Origin of the sequence: Buttiauxella sp. BIGb0471 (assembly GCF_024807715.1) — a bacterium.
In the GTDB taxonomy this organism is placed as follows: domain Bacteria; phylum Pseudomonadota; class Gammaproteobacteria; order Enterobacterales; family Enterobacteriaceae; genus Buttiauxella; species Buttiauxella agrestis.
The window spans coordinates 67,449-83,949 of sequence record NZ_JANUEU010000008.1; the positions used below are offsets into that span (position 1 = coordinate 67,449).

A 16,501-nucleotide genomic window follows, 5' to 3' on the forward strand; every position below is an offset into this window, starting at 1 on the left:
TAAGATGCCAGGATATTCCTGGCATTTTTTTAACGCAATCGGAACCACAGCCGGATCAAAAACCAGGCTTCATGAATTCCGCTGACCCCTTTTGCTAAATCAGTGAAGCGGATATGGTCATGAAATGACTTTCGAACTGCAGCACGATCTTTAATCTTCTTGCGGTAAAGACCTGAAAGGTGTCCGGTTTCTCTCAAAGCATGAATATAAAGCGGGCGACTAACGGCTGCATATTCAGGAGATTTTGCGTAATTAATTAACTTATTGATGATATCAATGTAACTATAAGCGCGAGGATCGTAATAACGACCGTGATTGGTAATAGAAGATGTGTTCTTTGAATAGTAATAATCTGGTTCTGGTGAAATATAAAACCGCCCATTAGCCAGAGCCAGTTCCGTGGACCATAAAATATCTTTATGACTGGTGCCCACGTGGAAGTTAATATTATTTTCTTTAATATATTTCGAACTTACAATTTGCAACCAAATATAATGCGGCCATTCTCGCACTTTGACAGCATGTTTAATCCATTCGAAACCGGAAATCATGCGGTTGTAAATTTGTTGCCGATGGACTTCCCATCCAGCCAACTTCTGCCCGGGGTTTCCGCGCCAGCCGTTGCATATCAGCACATCACAATTATGCTGTTCAGCCTTAGTGTAGCGATTAAAAATCATGTCGGGTGTGATGGCGTCATCAGCATCCAGCAGAATTAACCACTTCCCACGATGCGCTGCCAACCCGGCATTGCGCGCAATATAGACTCCGCTATTTGGTTGCTCAATAATGACCAACCTTTCATCCTGAATTGAATTAAGTATCTCGCGTGTCTTATCCGTTGAGCCATCATTAATAACAATAAGCTCTAAATTTATACGCGTTTCCACGAGAACACTCTCGACCAGATGACGTATGTTTTCTTCACCATTGTAGACAGGGATAATAACGCTGACTTCTATCGGCGGATGACTCATCTTCAACCTTTTCGCGAACACAAAGAATCAATACAATACTAAAAAACCAGGAAAAAAAAGGCCCAAATTCTGCTTTTGGGCCTTTTTACTGTTAATCCCAGCTAAGAATGACTTTGCCGGATTGACCAGAACGCATGGCATCGAAGCCTTGCTGGAAGTCATCAATACCAAAACGGTGCGTGATAATCGGTGACAGATCCAAACCTGACTGGATTAATGCAGCCATTTTGTACCATGTCTCGAACATCTCACGCCCGTAAATTCCCTTAATGAACAGTCCCTTAAAGATGACTTTCGTCCAGTCGATAGACATGTCTGATGGCGGAATACCCAACATTGCAATGCGACCACCATGATTAATGGTGTCGAGCATGGTACGGAACGCTGGCGGAGCACCAGACATCTCCAGACCTACGTCGAAACCTTCGGTCATGCCTAACTCTTTCATGACATCGGTCAGGTTTTCTTTGCTGACGTTAACCGCGCGGGTGACACCCATTTCGCGAGCCAGCTCAAGACGGTACTCATTCACATCGGTGATAACGACATTACGCGCACCAACGTGTTTAGCCACCGCCGCAGCCATAATGCCGATTGGGCCTGCACCAGAAACCAGCACATCTTCACCGACCAGATCGAAAGACAGCGCGGTGTGAACGGCGTTGCCAAACGGGTCAAAGATAGAGGCTAAATCGTCGGAGATGTTGTCAGGAATTTTGAAAGCATTGAAAGCAGGCAGCACCAGGTATTCTGCGAAACAACCCGGACGGTTTACGCCAATGCCTGTCGTGTTACGGCATAAGTGAGTACGACCGGCACGGCAGTTACGGCAGTGGCCGCAAGTGATATGGCCTTCACCGGAAACACGGTCGCCAATTTTAAAGCCTTTAACTTCCTGGCCAATACCAACAACTTCACCGACATATTCATGTCCGACAACCATTGGAACCGGAATAGTCTTTTGTGACCATTCATCCCAGTTATAGATATGCACGTCGGTGCCACAAATGGCAGTTTTACGAATTTTGATCAGCAGATCGTTATGACCCATTTCCGGCGTGGGTGCATCCGTCATCCAGATGCCTTCTTCTGCTTTCAGTTTTGCTAATGCTTTCATGACCGCTCCCTTAGGCGATGACGCCCAACTGTTTGCCAATACGCGTAAATGCGTCAATCGCACGTTCAATTTGTTCAGTCGTGTGAGCCGCAGACATCTGAGTACGGATACGCGCCTGCCCTTTTGGAACCACCGGATAGAAGAATCCAGTGACGTAAATGCCTTCTTTTTGCAACTCGCGAGCAAAGTTCTGCGCAACCACAGCTTCACCCAGCATCACAGGGATGATGGCATGATCGGCACCGGCCAGAGTAAAGCCAGCGGCGGTCATTCTCTCGCGGAACAGGCTGGCATTCGCCCACAGGCGATCGCGCATTTCAGCGCCAGTTTCCAGCATCTCCAGAACTTTAATGGATGCAGAAACAATAGCCGGAGCCAATGAGTTAGAGAAAAGGTACGGGCGTGAACGCTGGCGCAGCCATTCAATCACTTCTTTGCGACCTGCGGTATAACCGCCAGATGCACCACCAAGCGCTTTGCCCAATGTTCCGGTAATGATGTCTACACGATCCATCACGTTGCAATATTCATGCGTGCCACGACCGTTTTCACCCACAAAACCTACCGCGTGAGAATCATCGACCATGACCAGAGCATCATATTCGTCAGCCAAATCACAAACCCCATTCAGGTTCGCAATCACGCCATCCATAGAGAACACGCCGTCTGTTGCGATCATGATATGGCGAGCACCTGCCGCACGCGCTTCTTTCAGGCGGGCTTCAAGTTCTTGCATGTCATTGTTGGCGTAGCGATAACGCTTTGCCTTGCACAAGCGCACGCCATCAATAATAGATGCGTGGTTCAGCGCATCGGAGATAATCGCATCTTCCGGGCCAAGCAGTGTTTCAAACAGACCGCCGTTGGCATCAAAACACGAGGAATAAAGAATGGCATCTTCCATTCCGAGGAAGCCGGCCAGTTTGCCTTCCAGCTCTTTGTGGCTGTCTTGTGTTCCACAAATGAAACGCACAGAGGCCATCCCAAAGCCATGCGTATCCATGCCTTGTTTAGCAGCATTGATAAGCTCTGGGTGGTTAGCGAGGCCGAGATAGTTATTGGCGCAGAAGTTGATGACGTGACTACCGTCAGCAACGGTAATATCTGCTTGTTGAGCAGAAGTAATAATACGTTCTTCTTTAAACAACCCTTCCGCTCGTGCGGTTTCAAGTTGGGTTGTTAACTGTTGGTAAAAATCTCCGCGCATTGCGATTCTCCAGGCATGGCTAATTTCGGCACATATTACCCAAACCTATACCAGGACACGAGATGACGCTTCAATGAAATTGATTTTTGCAGCATAAATCACGAGTATCAGAAACTTCCTCTGATTAGGCGGGTCAATGAATGTAATGGTATGATAAGAGCCATTAGCGCGTGAGGTATCGTGCCTTACGGCCCTCTTTTTGTTTAAGGTTTCGCTCATGATTATTGTCACCGGCGGTGCTGGCCTTATCGGCAGCAACATCATTAAGTCCCTGAATGATATTGGCCATACAGATATTCTGGTGGTAGACAACCTGAAGGATGGCACCAAGTTCGCCAACCTCGTAGATTTAAATATCGCCGACTATATGGATAAAGAAGACTTCTTAATCCAGATTATGGCGGGTGAAGAGTTCGGCGATATCGAAGCCATCTTCCACGAAGGCGCATGCTCTTCCACCACCGAGTGGGATGGCAAGTACATGATGGATAACAACTATCAGTACTCCAAAGAAATCCTGCATTATTGCCTGGAACGTGAAATCCCGTTCCTGTATGCCTCTTCTGCTGCAACCTACGGCGGTCGCAATAGCGATTTCATCGAGTCGCGTGAATATGAGCAGCCGCTAAACGTTTACGGTTACTCGAAATTCTTGTTCGATGAATACGTGCGTCAAATCCTGCCAGAAGCAAATTCCCAGATTACCGGCTTCCGCTACTTCAATGTCTACGGACCACGTGAAGGCCACAAAGGCAGCATGGCGAGCGTTGCATTCCATCTGAACACCCAGCTCACCAACGGTGAAAATCCAAAACTGTTTGAAGGCAGCGACAGTTTTAAACGTGACTTCATCTATGTTGGAGATGTCGCCGCCGTTAACCTGTGGTTCTGGCAGAATGGCGCTTCCGGTATTTATAACTGTGGTACCGGCCGTGCAGAATCTTTCCAGGCTATTGCCGATGCAGCGCTGGCGTTCCATAAAAAAGGCAGCATTGAGTACATTCCATTCCCGGAAAAACTCAAAGGCCGCTACCAAGAATTTACTCAGGCTGATTTGACCAATCTGCGTGCCGCAGGGTACGACAAGCCATTTAAAACTGTTGCCGAAGGCGTAACAGAATATATGGCCTGGCTGAACCGTGACGCATAAGCAGGTAGTCTGACGCATGAAAATACTGGTGATTGGCCCGTCATGGGTAGGCGACATGATGATGTCGCAAAGTCTTTATCGCACGCTCAAGGCGCGCTATCCCCAGGCAATAATTGATGTGATGGCACCGGCCTGGTGCCGTCCATTATTATCACGTATGCCGGAAGTTAACGAAGCGCTGGCGATGCCACTCGGCCATGGTGCTCTTGAGATTGGTGAACGACGCCGTCTCGGACACGCGTTGCGCGAGAAGCGTTACGATCAGGCCTATGTGCTGCCAAATTCGTTCAAGTCCGCACTCGTCCCCTTCTTTGCCAATATTCCACAACGCACCGGCTGGCGCGGCGAAATGCGCTACGGATTGCTCAACGATGCACGCGTTCTGGATAAACAAGCCTGGCCTTTGATGGTCGAGCGCTACATTGCTCTGGCTTACGAAAAAGGACGGATGCAGTCGGCAAAAGATCTTCCTCAGCCGTTACTGTGGCCCCAGTTGCAAGTTAACGATGGGGAAAAAGTTCAGGCGTGCGAAGCTTTTAGCCTCGATGTACAACGACCAATTATTGGTTTCTGTCCTGGCGCTGAGTTCGGCCCAGCCAAGCGCTGGCCGCATTATCACTACGCGACTCTGGCCGGCAAACTCATTGATGACGGCTATCAAGTTGTCTTATTCGGTTCTGCTAAAGACAAAGACGCCGGGAATGACATCGTCGCTGCATTGACGACTCAGCAGCAAGCGTATTGCCGCAATCTGGCGGGAGACACTGAACTTGAGCAAGCGGTTATTTTAATTGCGGCTTGTCAGGCCGTGGTTTCAAACGATTCTGGCCTGATGCACGTTGCAGCGGCACTTAACCGCCCACTTGTCGCGTTATATGGCCCAAGTAGCCCGGACTTTACACCGCCGCTGTCCCATAAGGCGCGGGTGATTCGTCTGATCACTGGCTACCACAAGGTGCGTAAAGGCAATGCCGCGGAAGGTTATCATCAAAGTTTGATTGATATAACGCCAGAGCGCGTGATTGAAGAGCTAGCGGATCTGTTACGAGCTGAGAAGGAAGCGTAATGCGGGTATTGATCGTAAAAACATCATCAATGGGTGATGTCCTGCACACGCTGCCAGCCCTGACGGATGCAATGCAGGCTATTCCTGGTATCCGCTTTGATTGGGCCGTTGAAGAAGGTTTCGCGCAAATTCCCACCTGGCATCCCACAGTTGATAAAGTTCTTCCCGTGGCGATCCGCCGCTGGCGTAAGAATTGGTTTTCAGCCCCGATAAAAGCCGAGCGCAAAGCGTTTGTTCAGGCGTTACGCGCCGAGCAATACGATGCGATTATTGATGCGCAAGGTCTTATCAAAAGTGCAGCATTAGTTACGCGAAAAGCGCGAGGATTTAAGCACGGTATGGACTGGAGCAGCGCTCGTGAGCCACTGGCCAGTCTATTTTACAATCGTCGCCACTCAATCGCTAAACAACAACATGCTGTTGAGCGCACGCGAGAATTGTTCGCGAAAAGTTTGAACTACAAAAAGCCTTCATCACAGGGCGACTATGCTATTTCGGGTCATTTTCTAAATAACCCAAATACTGACAATGCCCGTTACGCAGTGTTTTTACATGCGACAACTCGTGATGATAAACACTGGCCAGAATCACACTGGCGTGAATTGATAGGAATGATGAAGGATTCAGGAATACAGATCAAACTTCCGTGGGGCGCTCCGCATGAGCAAGAACGAGCAAACAGGCTGGCTGAAGGCTTTAGCTTTGTAGAAGTGCTGCCAAGAATGAGCCTGGAAGAAATTGCGCGGGTACTAGCAGGTGCGGAATTTGTGGTGTCAGTGGATACTGGTTTAAGCCATTTGACAGCCGCTCTGGATAGGCCAAATGTGACTTTGTATGGCCCAACAGACCCTGGATTGATTGGCGGTTACGGACAGAATCAAGTGGTGTGTTGCTCACCAGATAAGAATTTAGACTTGCTTAACTCTTCTATTGTTGCAGATTATATCAATAAAATAGCCAAATAATAATGAGTGGGTATTAAACCCACTCAACTATAATATTATTTAATTTCTTCTTTTTTGCTTAGTAATGAAATGGAAAGGAACAAACATACAATCCACGCAGCAGGTATTGGTTTATCATGAGTAATGACATCACTTAATCCAAATAATATAATTGATATTGGAAAAACAAGTAATAAGAGTTTTTTCTCAATCAAGCAATAATATATTAATGTTACATAAAAGAATAAAAGAACCACAACTCCAAAAATACCTTTGGTTGACAGAGCTTCGACAATTTCGTTGTGCATATGAACACCCAAAAACTCTGTTGCGCCGGCATAAATGCTATTTTCTTTGCTCAATATTTTTATATTATCAGCACGTGTTTCAAGCGATTGCCATTCCAATCCCTTTGGCGCACCGTTAATCCCCGCCTGAATCATAGAAAAACGAGCCCCTACCGAGGACAGACTATTATTTTGAGTTGTGTATGTAATAACATCACTTTTAAATTGACTAATGCGAATTTCTATTTCTTTGCTAAATAATACTCCGCATGCAAGAAGTAAGGCCAGAACCCCTGTCAAACCTTTGGCCAAGAAAATCTTTTGATCTCGATGTTGAATAAACAATATAACAACTATTAATAATGGGTAAGTGATAATGGCAGCCCGAGTGCCAGTCATTACTATTGCGGCGCATGTGAGCGCAAAATTAATATAAAAAAGAAACCATTTATATTTTGAATCCAGTTTAATAAAAAGAATGGATGCATATAAGGAACAAAAAGTGATTATGTAAGCAGCAATTGTGGCTGCTCCCATTTGACCAATATTACCATTCATCGCCGATAAAGAAATCCTGGCAGCATTTAGATCCATATTCTGATAAAATGCACGAGAGAACACTATTAACTGAGTTAAAATCGCAGCAATTAAATGAAATTTAATATTAGTTCTAACATGGTTTTTGCTTAACAACAAAAATGTAAATGAACTAAACACAAGCATTTTTCCTGCTTCCAAATACCCTCTATACGCATTTCTATAAATCACATCATTATTCTTGTAAAACTCATACCAGGTAAGATCAAGTGCACCTAACATAATCAAACCAATAAACAAAATAAATATATTCCTCTCACCTTTAGTAAACTTCTCTGAAAATAATAAAAAGAAAGATATAAAACCTACTGTATTTATTATCTTATTTGTCATATGAAGATCGATTGGAATAAAAACAAGCCCAACCAAGTATGTCAAAAATATAAAATCACACAAAAAATCTCTAAATCTGTTTACTTTTAAGTTCACTTTGAATTACTCACATAAAATTAAAAATTAACTAGAAGGTCTATTTTAATAAATAGAAAAAAAAGACCCTAAACCAGGAGCGAAAAAGTTTCATTCTTTTTTGAATTTGGCTTCGAGGTTTTTTTATTTTAGATATTAATATTCTCTCACCTTCGAGATGACTATTAAATTCATTTAATATTGGATGTAAGATAAATTCATTCAGATAAAAATCATTAATAATATTTTTCTGATTCATGAGTTGCCAGCTATCTGCACGATAAGTCCCGTAAGATGCGGTCAGATCGATTAACTGCTGAGCCATTTTACTGTTCATTAAATAACAGCAAGTTCTACGAATCTTATTTTTATTATAATTAACTCGTCTAAAAGTCACTCCTGCAACATTTAAAGAATTAAAAAGACTTAAACCTAATACAGGATATTCATGCAAGCCTTTCTGTCCACCAAGTAGATAAAGATTATCTAGTCTAAGTTTGCTTTGCTCTGCCTCATCAAGTGATGATAAGAATTTCTTGAATTTATTGTCAACAATCACGTCGTCTTCAAGAATAACGGCCCATTTACAAGAATTCAATATCATATCATGATAAACAAATTGATGACTCAAGGCACATGCTATCTCTCCATCAGTCATTTCGGGACCAACACCATTAGCTCTCATTTTTTCGATTATATTTTTATTATTATAATCCTTTGCATCAACAGCATCAAAAAAACGAAACTCAATACCTAAACTGGAGAATTCTTTATTTATTCTATTTCTTCTTTCTTCGTCACGCAACAAAGAGATAACATAAACAGGAGTTTTCATTAAAAAGCCTTAACTGTGACATCAATAAAAAATGACAAACCATTATTTCTTATTGAAATATTTTCGTGAGATCTTTCTCCGGAAATATTCTAAATAACTCAATGTAGCAGATATGTACTCATTATTTTTAATAGCATGTCTATACTTAAAATAGTATTGATTTTCATCGGTTGCTGGCATGAACGGTACATCATTCCAGCAAGAAATCTGGTATGCATCATTAAAATATTTTTGGCAGGGATAGTTAGTCCAGTTATTCCAAGGTTTCGTTACGCCAACATAATGTATAAGCTTAGTGCTCTCAGTAATGAATGTTTGATAAGTCTCATTTGCTTGATTTTTAAGTTCATAATCAATGCCGTAAAAACAATCATATTCACCACTTATAAATATACAATGCCCAAAAAAAAGTATATTTAATATATCCTGATCAAGACACTTGAATTTATTTAATTCGGGATCACTCCTCAACATTTCAATAGCTTTATTCATAAAGCTATTAAGCCGCCAAGCATCTAACCGAAGGAAAACGACACCAGCATTGAAATACATTCCCGGAAGTCCATCAACGCCCAACCGTTTTGCTGGTTTATCCTGCATAAATGGTACATCCTTGATAACAGCTGCATATTTATCATCATCAAAAGAAATATTCAGCAGTTCATCTAGCGGCCCTTTACATACAACATCCGCATCAATATAAAGTAAATGACTTATCTTATCACTAAGATATTCAAATGCCGCAAACCTAAAAAATGTCGCATATGACCATTGTTTTAAACTCGGAAAAATGTCTATAAAAACCCGTGACACTTTATAAACACAAACTTCTACATTTTTATTTTTTTGTGTGAATGATTCAAGTTTATTTAAATAGTCAGCGTCTAAATAATCAGTGAAAAGATGAAATCTTAAAGCTATTTTCTTATTATGCATGACTACTGATTGCATCGAAATGGCAGCACCAAACAAAAATTTACGATCAATCCCATAAGCTATGTTTAGTACTTTTTCATTGTTACATATTTTACCTGAAGTAATAACCTCATTAATAACGTCGGTTATCAATTCCATATATCAGTCCCTGAGTAAGATCGCAAGTTTCTCATAAATACCACCCCTTCACCAAAATCGAAAACATATGAACACACTGAAGTTCATACTTTAGGGAGTAACATTCAGCATAGCTTCAAATAATTGTTAGTTTCACTTCTTGATTTTATATTTTAACAAAGAAAAAACAGCCTTAACATACTTACCATGTGCAAAAAGATGCTTGTATTTTTTTTGCATCTCAGAGACCGTTCTCGCTTCTTTTAATGGATATGTTTTCCATGGTGAACTTTCACGTGCAATATTGAAAAAAATGGCTGATGGATATAAAGACCAACTATGCCATGGTTTTGTGATTCCAGTATAATGAATTAGAACAGTATCATCAGTAATGGTTTTCTTAAACTCCTGATGAGTACGATCATATAGCTCATTTTTTAATGAGTAAATTCTATCATAATCTTTCGATAGATATATGTTATTCATGTTAAATGCAATATTGAGAGCATCTTGATCAAGATACTTTAATAACCCATAGTCTGTTTCCCCTCGTAAAAGTTTTAATAAATAAGGCGTCAGTTTTGATTCATGCCATTTTTTAAGATTGACATATAGGACGCCAGCGTTGAAATAATGCCCATTCATTTCAGGGATATTTAAACGTTCAGCACTTGCAGTCTGTGTATATTCGTTGTCAGGAATAACAGCGGCAAACTCATTATTAAAAGTTATCTCTGTGAACATCCTAAGACTACCTTTACACACTACATCAGCATCAAGATAAAGTAATGTGGATATGCTCTTGCTTAAATACTCGAATGAAAGAACTCGAAAATAAGTTGCATACGACCAAAAAGCAGAAGTTGGAAGTGTGATGAAATACTTTGGATCAATGTGATATATTATAATAGAAGTACTGAACTGTTGAGCTGTTTTTTTAAATGTTTCTAAATAATCGTCATCAACATAATCAGTAAAGACATGAAAAATAAAATTAATATCTGGGTTATTTAATAAGACTGATGAAATAGAAACGCCTGCGCCAAAAAGAAAGTTTTTATCTATACCATAAGAGACGTTGAGTTCAGGGACGTTAAGCTTCCTTTCTTCACCCTCAAAAAAGAACCTTTCTTTAATAAATTCATTCATAGTAAACCTTATAAATTATTTGACAACCTTCAAATAATAATAATAAATATAATTAATTATTCCATGCATAATTTTATTCTGCTTAAAATTATGTTTCGCGCAATATCGAGCATAGTTGGAAGTATTAGGCCTCATTAATGAGGTGTTTTTCCATGGGGATAATTGCTTTGCATTCAAAAAGGGCTCTGAACTAGGATAGCTAGCCCATGAATGCCAAGGTTTCGTTGGACCAACATAATGAATCAGAGCAGTTCTTTCACTAATAGGACTAATATACTTTTCTTTTAATTCATAATTTAAACTGAATTGGGTGTTATATTTTCCATCAATGAATTTAACCTTCCTCAACAAAATGAGGTTTAAAATATCTTGATCCATATAGGTTAACTTGGCCGTGAGTTTCCTATCGGCTAGCATAGATATTGCTTTTTTGGAAACAAATTCAGTTGACCATGCCGGAATATTTAAAAGTAAGACACCTGAATTAAAGTACCCACTTACAATATCATCACAATCAAGGCTTTTTGCACGTAAAGCCCACCACTTTTCATCCCTTTCGGGAACTACACCAGCAACATAACTACCTAAGTCTATTGTCGTCAATTCATCGATTTTATTTTGACAGACTATATCCGCATCCAGATAAAGAATTTTTTCTTCTAATCCAATGAAATAGTCTCCAATCACAAACCTAAAGTACATTGCTATAGACCAATTTTTCGTCGTAGGAAACGATCTTAATCTATCGCAGTTTACTATATGTACCTGAATGGAAGTATTATAGGATGTAGCTAATTCAGAAAACCGCTTTTCATCATCTTCATAAATTTCATCAATGAAAACATGGAAAACGAAATTAATATCCCTATTATGAAGGAGTATAGAAGTGATTGATACTCCACAGCCCAAAAGAAAGTTTCTATCAATACCATATGCAATATGCAATGGTGATTTACTGGGATTTGCTCGACTCTCATTCAAAATAATCGTTCTTCTGATCATCTCATCAGCATTCAAATACTGATACTTCATATTTTATCCCCGAATCACAACGATTTTCTAATTGTCCTTTCCTGAATTTTTTCTGCCTTGCCCCTCATTTCAGATAGTAAATTGTATTCTTTTTTTATCGCATCTCTGAGAGATGTCAAAAAATAAACCCTCATAAAGCGGTAACGATCGCGTTGAGTCAGCCCGATATTCAAAGATGAAAAATATAAACCAATTAAATCTTTATCCCGCCAGCGCTTTGGTACAGAGCTTCTAATTTGTGCGCGATGGAGATCAATAACAGAGATTTTCAGGTTGTCTTCATCTCCTGCAAAAGGGAGATGTAGTAGAAAATGGCAGATATAGCAGTCACGGTGATTAACTCCACCCTGATGCATTTTGCGAACCATTGTTGCAACCCTATCAATCAGCATTCGCTTTGTACGTGGCGAGGGCGGGTTAGTTGCCCAGTCGGCACAATAATCTTCCAGACTTATTGTCGGTGTAAGATCTTCAGTAATAATGAAGGATTCTTTATTGATTGGGTTTAATCCCTTCTCTCCGAAGCCAACCCCATGCATGGTATCAACATCTAATTCATAGAGTCGGTGTATTGCCTTCCATTCCCGATCGGCACCTAATACCGGCATGCGCAAGGTGATAAGATTTTTCACTACTTCTTTAAATGCAGTGCCTCGATGCCATTTCAGAAAGTAACTTTTCCCAGCTAACTCAAACCGTAATGTGCGGCGAGTCTCAAGCTCCCGGAAAACTTCACCGTGCAATTTTGCAACTTCAGCAAAGGGATCTTTTCCACGCCATAAGGTTACAAGTGGTTCTTTCAACTCAACCATTAACTTTACCCGTAATAATATCAGCGGCCTTTTCAGGCAAGCTGTAGATATCTTGCGTATCTGCATAGTGGCGTGCATTTGCCGCCCACTCATTCAGGCGCTCGCGTTCTGTTAATGCTGTATACAACGCACTGTTCAATTTTAGCTGATCAAACGGCTCGTTTATGACAACACCGCATTCCGCAGCCGCAATATGATGCCCATAGCCGCACACTGAAGTCGTAATGACTGGTAAACCTGCAGCAATCGCTTCCAATAGCACAATCCCTGCAGCTTCTTGATACGCCGGATGCATAAGCACATCGGCCGCAGCCATCAATTCAGCGACATCGTTACGCCCGGCAAAGAAATGGACGTTTTTATGGACACCAAGTTTTTCTGCCAGAGCTTCATAGCGTCCTGGTTTATCCTGACCAACGACCATTAATACGGTGTTATCCCGGACCTTTTCAGGTAGCGACGCCAGTGCATTAATCGTTCTATCAACACCTTTGCGACGAAAATCTGAACCGACCTGTAACATCAGATTTTGTTGTTCGCTAATTCCATTTTTTTCACGATACCGCGAGCGGCTACCGGGTGCCTGTTGGCTATATTTTCGATCGGGGTAAATACCTGGCGGCAGAATATGAAAACGCTCAGATTCAGTGTGATAGTGTTTTTGAAAATCGGCTATCTGCTTGTCTGTTAACATTAATAACTGAGTGGGTTTGCCGTGCTCAAAAACTTCGCGTTCAAACTCAGCATAATGCCGATAGCGGGATGTCAGGCGATAAAAGAATCCTTTTTCCTGAGCCACCTTTTCGGCATAACAAACATCAGCAGCGTAATAGACATCCAGACCAGGCATTTTATTAAAACCGACAACCTTATCTACAGCATGTTGCTGAAGATGAGCCTGCACCCAGCGATAATATTCAGCATTACGTCCGTGGTTTGTACGGGAAGTAACCGGCACCGTAATTAATTCAAATTCTTCTGGGTGCTCACCTTGCCAGGATTGCGTGTAAACACGCACGTGATGACCGCGAGCAGCAACCGTTTGTGCGATGCGCATAAAATCACGCTGTAAGCCGCCAAACGGAAAATATTTATACAAACAAAAGGCAATAATCATACTGACCCGCTCGTTTTAATGTCATTCGCCGCATCGGGTAACATCCTTTCAGCGGCAGCGATGACATCCTCAGCTGGAATGACTGACATGTATTTCTTATTTCGGTCAAGCTCGTCGCGGACAGGCATTGGCTCATAGTCACCCGCCCAAAACTGAATCACATTATTTGACCACGGGCGCCAGAAAACATGATCGGTAGCCCCAAAAAGACAAATGATGGGGGTTTTTACCGCCGCGGCAATATGACCCGGAGCGGAATCGACACCGATAAATAGATCTGCATGGTCAATGAGGGCGGCTAATTCAGGGAATCGTGTTTTCCCCGCAAGAGCTGTCACTGGTCTCAATTGACATCCCCGAGCAATATCTTCCACACATTCTAAATCTTCAGCAGAAGGGCCAGATGTTAAAACTACGCTGTAACCTCTGGCCTGTAATGCATCAATAACTTTTGAGAATTTATCGTTGTCCCAGCATTTGAATTGCTGGCGTGCAGTGGGCTGAATGACAACATAGTGGTTATCGACCCCGAACTCTCTCAACAAATTTTGCATTTTGACCCAATTTTTTGGGTCATAAGGCATTGTCGTTTCTTTGCAGATATCTGTTATTCCCAATGGGGTCACAACAGATAAATTACGTTCTACGATGTGCTCGCCTGAAATGGGCGCCAGATGAGTAAAACTATTTTTCCAGAAAGCCGATTGTCGGTAGCTATAGTCCTGGGAAATGCTCATTTTTGCGTTCAGGAGGCGCACAAAAAACGGAACAACCCTTTGATCAGTAAGGTTGATAACCAAATCATATTTATTGGCGCGTAGTGTTTTTAAAAGGAACAGGAAATTCTGAATTTTGGTTATAGAACCAGCGCCTTTATTACTCAGCCCATACAGCATGTTTATTTCTGAATTTTCAGACAGTATGGGGATCGTATCCTGATATAGAAGCACATCAATCTTCGCTTCCGGGTAGTTTCTTTTTAGCGTGCTAATGACCGGAGTCGTCAGCAGCATATCCCCATGAAAACGCATCTTAATGACTAAAATTCTTCTAAATGATGGTTTTTCCACGCGCAGCTCTTAATTGTTGATAATGCTAAAGATATCAAATTTGCACGCTACCGCCCCAGGCTCAACAGCTACCCGAAGACTGAAAACGCACTCAATTTTTCGCAATAGTGTACCATTTCTTAATGTGTGATCCGATACGAATGTTTTTTCACCTATAAAGGTAAAAATCACATCTATTACAATAAGATAAACGAACGCATCGATAGATACGCATCTCGTTAATTATCTGGAAAGCAACTGATAAAACCCTTCAACTATTTCTGTAAAAATCCAAATATTTAATAATATTGAAGCTTTTTAACGCCAGTTTGCGCGATTTAAAGCAAATGGGGCAAAAGTGTTGGTAAAGCCGCAGTTAAATACATAGAATCCCCAGCACATTCATAAGTCAGTTACGTCCAATGCTCCAGTTGTTTTACACCACACTTTTCTATCTCATTCAGCCACTCATTTGGGTGCGCTTGTGGGTGCGTGGTCGTAAGGCTCCTGCGTATCGTAAACGTTGGGGTGAGCGCTACGGTTTTTATCGTAAGCCGCTAAAGCCTGGCGGCATTATGTTGCACTCCGTTTCCGTCGGCGAAACCCTGGCGGCTATACCGCTGGTTCGTGCACTCCGTCATCGCTACCCTGAATTACCGATAACCGTAACAACAATGACACCGACCGGCTCTGAACGAGTCATGTCAGCATTTGGCGGTGACGTCCAACATCTTTACCTGCCTTATGATCTCCCCGGCTCGCTTAATCGCTTTCTTGATAAGGTAGACCCTAAACTGGTTCTGATTATGGAAACCGAGTTATGGCCGAACCTTATATCAGCATTGCATAAACGCCATATTCCGCTAGTCATTGCCAATGCACGATTGTCTGCTCGTTCAGCTGCGGGCTATGCCCGGTTGGGCAAATTCATTCGTTCCTTGTTACGCCGCATCACACTCATTGCGGCTCAGAATGAAGAAGATGGCGAGCGTTTCATAGCTTTAGGCGCAAAACGCAGCCAGTTAACCGTTACTGGCAGCCTCAAATTTGATATTTCAGTAACGCCGCAACTCGCTGCTCGTGCCGTCACACTGCGCCGCCAATGGGCGCCTCATCGCCCTGTGTGGATTGCAACCAGCACGCATGAAGGTGAAGAAAACGTGGTGCTGGATGCACATCAGATGCTTCTAAAACAGTTCCCAGATTTGCTGCTGATACTGGTTCCTCGCCATCCTGAACGTTTCCCTGATGCGATTAATCTGGCTCGCCAGAAAGCGCTAAGCTTTATTACTCGTTCTTCTGGTGATGTTCCTTCTGCCAGCACTCAGGTTGTCATTGGCGATACCATGGGCGAGCTTATGCTGTTATATGGAATTGCTGACCTTGCATTTGTCGGCGGCTCGCTGGTTGAACGCGGTGGACATAATCCTCTTGAACCAGCAGCTCACGCGATTCCTGTGTTGATGGGCCCACATACCTTTAACTTTAAAGATATTTGCGCCCGACTGTCACAGGCAAGCGGCCTGATCACCGTGACGGATACCGCTTCTTTGACTAAAGAGATTAGCTCTTTACTTACTGACGAAGATTATCGAAACTTCTATGGTCGCCATGCAGTGGAAGTGCTCTATCAAAATCAGGGCGCCCTACAACGTTTGTTGCAACTGCTGGAACCCTATTTGCCACTTAAAGCACATTAAG

15 protein-coding genes are annotated in these 16,501 nt (G+C 42.3%); 4 read left to right on the forward strand and 11 right to left on the reverse strand.

Annotated elements, in window-relative coordinates:
* Positions 1–29: 29 nt before the first annotated feature.
* The 3 genes from M2371_RS20055 to kbl all read right to left on the reverse strand — a co-directional run bounded on the left by M2371_RS20055 (position 30) and on the right by kbl (position 3,301).
* A complete protein-coding gene (locus M2371_RS20055; protein WP_259268542.1) occupies positions 30–977 on the reverse strand; it encodes a glycosyltransferase in 948 nt (315 codons plus the stop codon).
* Between the two features lie 91 nt (positions 978–1,068).
* The gene (gene tdh / locus M2371_RS20060) at positions 1,069–2,094 is read right to left on the reverse strand and encodes an L-threonine 3-dehydrogenase (protein ID WP_259268543.1); all 1,026 of its coding nucleotides are present in this window, start codon (positions 2,092–2,094) and stop codon (positions 1,069–1,071) included.
* Positions 2,095–2,104: 10 nt separating this feature from the next.
* Positions 2,105–3,301: a glycine C-acetyltransferase gene (kbl, locus tag M2371_RS20065; RefSeq protein WP_259268544.1), complete on the reverse strand. Its 1,197-nt coding sequence runs from the start codon at positions 3,299–3,301 to the stop codon at positions 2,105–2,107.
* A 217-nt stretch (positions 3,302–3,518) separates the two neighbouring features.
* Between kbl and rfaD the strand changes: the two genes are divergently transcribed.
* Genes rfaD through rfaC form a run of 3 tightly spaced genes read left to right on the forward strand, consistent with a single transcriptional unit; the run spans position 3,519 to position 6,482 of the window.
* A complete protein-coding gene (rfaD, locus tag M2371_RS20070) occupies positions 3,519–4,451 on the forward strand; it encodes an ADP-glyceromanno-heptose 6-epimerase (RefSeq protein WP_259268545.1) in 933 nt (310 codons plus the stop codon).
* Between the two features lie 16 nt (positions 4,452–4,467).
* A complete protein-coding gene (rfaF, locus tag M2371_RS20075) occupies positions 4,468–5,517 on the forward strand; it encodes an ADP-heptose--LPS heptosyltransferase RfaF (protein WP_259268546.1) in 1,050 nt (349 codons plus the stop codon).
* On the forward strand, positions 5,517–6,482 hold the full coding sequence (gene rfaC / locus M2371_RS20080) for a lipopolysaccharide heptosyltransferase RfaC (RefSeq protein ID WP_259268547.1): 966 nt from the start codon (positions 5,517–5,519) through the stop codon (positions 6,480–6,482). Before rfaF ends, rfaC begins: the two co-directional genes overlap by 1 nt.
* A gap of 35 nt (positions 6,483–6,517) precedes the next feature.
* Here the strand turns inward: rfaC and M2371_RS20085 are convergent, their stop codons facing one another.
* The 8 genes from M2371_RS20085 to rfaQ all read right to left on the reverse strand — a co-directional run bounded on the left by M2371_RS20085 (position 6,518) and on the right by rfaQ (position 14,821).
* Positions 6,518–7,696 (reverse strand): O-antigen ligase family protein, encoded by a 1,179-nt coding sequence (locus tag M2371_RS20085; RefSeq protein WP_404979416.1) that lies wholly within the window; start codon positions 7,694–7,696, stop codon positions 6,518–6,520.
* A gap of 118 nt (positions 7,697–7,814) precedes the next feature.
* On the reverse strand, positions 7,815–8,588 hold the full coding sequence (locus tag M2371_RS20090; protein WP_259268549.1) for a glycosyltransferase family 25 protein: 774 nt from the start codon (positions 8,586–8,588) through the stop codon (positions 7,815–7,817).
* A gap of 42 nt (positions 8,589–8,630) precedes the next feature.
* The gene (locus tag M2371_RS20095) at positions 8,631–9,662 is read right to left on the reverse strand and encodes a glycosyltransferase (protein WP_259268550.1); all 1,032 of its coding nucleotides are present in this window, start codon (positions 9,660–9,662) and stop codon (positions 8,631–8,633) included.
* A 132-nt stretch (positions 9,663–9,794) separates the two neighbouring features.
* Complete coding sequence (locus M2371_RS20100; RefSeq protein ID WP_259268551.1) at positions 9,795–10,790, reverse strand: glycosyltransferase; 996 nt, start codon at positions 10,788–10,790, stop codon at positions 9,795–9,797.
* Between the two features lie 15 nt (positions 10,791–10,805).
* Positions 10,806–11,822: a lipopolysaccharide 3-alpha-galactosyltransferase gene (waaO, locus tag M2371_RS20105; protein WP_259268552.1), complete on the reverse strand. Its 1,017-nt coding sequence runs from the start codon at positions 11,820–11,822 to the stop codon at positions 10,806–10,808.
* 14 nt (positions 11,823–11,836) lie between these two features.
* The gene (gene rfaP, locus M2371_RS20110; protein ID WP_259268553.1) at positions 11,837–12,634 is read right to left on the reverse strand and encodes a lipopolysaccharide core heptose(I) kinase RfaP; all 798 of its coding nucleotides are present in this window, start codon (positions 12,632–12,634) and stop codon (positions 11,837–11,839) included.
* Positions 12,627–13,751 (reverse strand): glycosyltransferase family 4 protein, encoded by a 1,125-nt coding sequence (locus M2371_RS20115; protein WP_259268554.1) that lies wholly within the window; start codon positions 13,749–13,751, stop codon positions 12,627–12,629. The genes rfaP and M2371_RS20115 overlap by 8 nt, the downstream gene beginning before the upstream one ends.
* Positions 13,748–14,821, reverse strand: a complete 1,074-nt coding sequence (gene rfaQ, locus M2371_RS20120) for a lipopolysaccharide core heptosyltransferase RfaQ (RefSeq protein WP_172895998.1) — start codon at positions 14,819–14,821, stop codon at positions 13,748–13,750. The genes M2371_RS20115 and rfaQ overlap by 4 nt, the downstream gene beginning before the upstream one ends.
* Before the next feature lie 401 nt (positions 14,822–15,222).
* Here rfaQ and waaA point away from each other — a divergent pair, with 401 nt between their 5' ends.
* Complete coding sequence (gene waaA, locus M2371_RS20125) at positions 15,223–16,500, forward strand: lipid IV(A) 3-deoxy-D-manno-octulosonic acid transferase (RefSeq protein WP_034499995.1); 1,278 nt, start codon at positions 15,223–15,225, stop codon at positions 16,498–16,500.
* The last annotated feature ends 1 nt before the right edge of the window (position 16,501 follow it).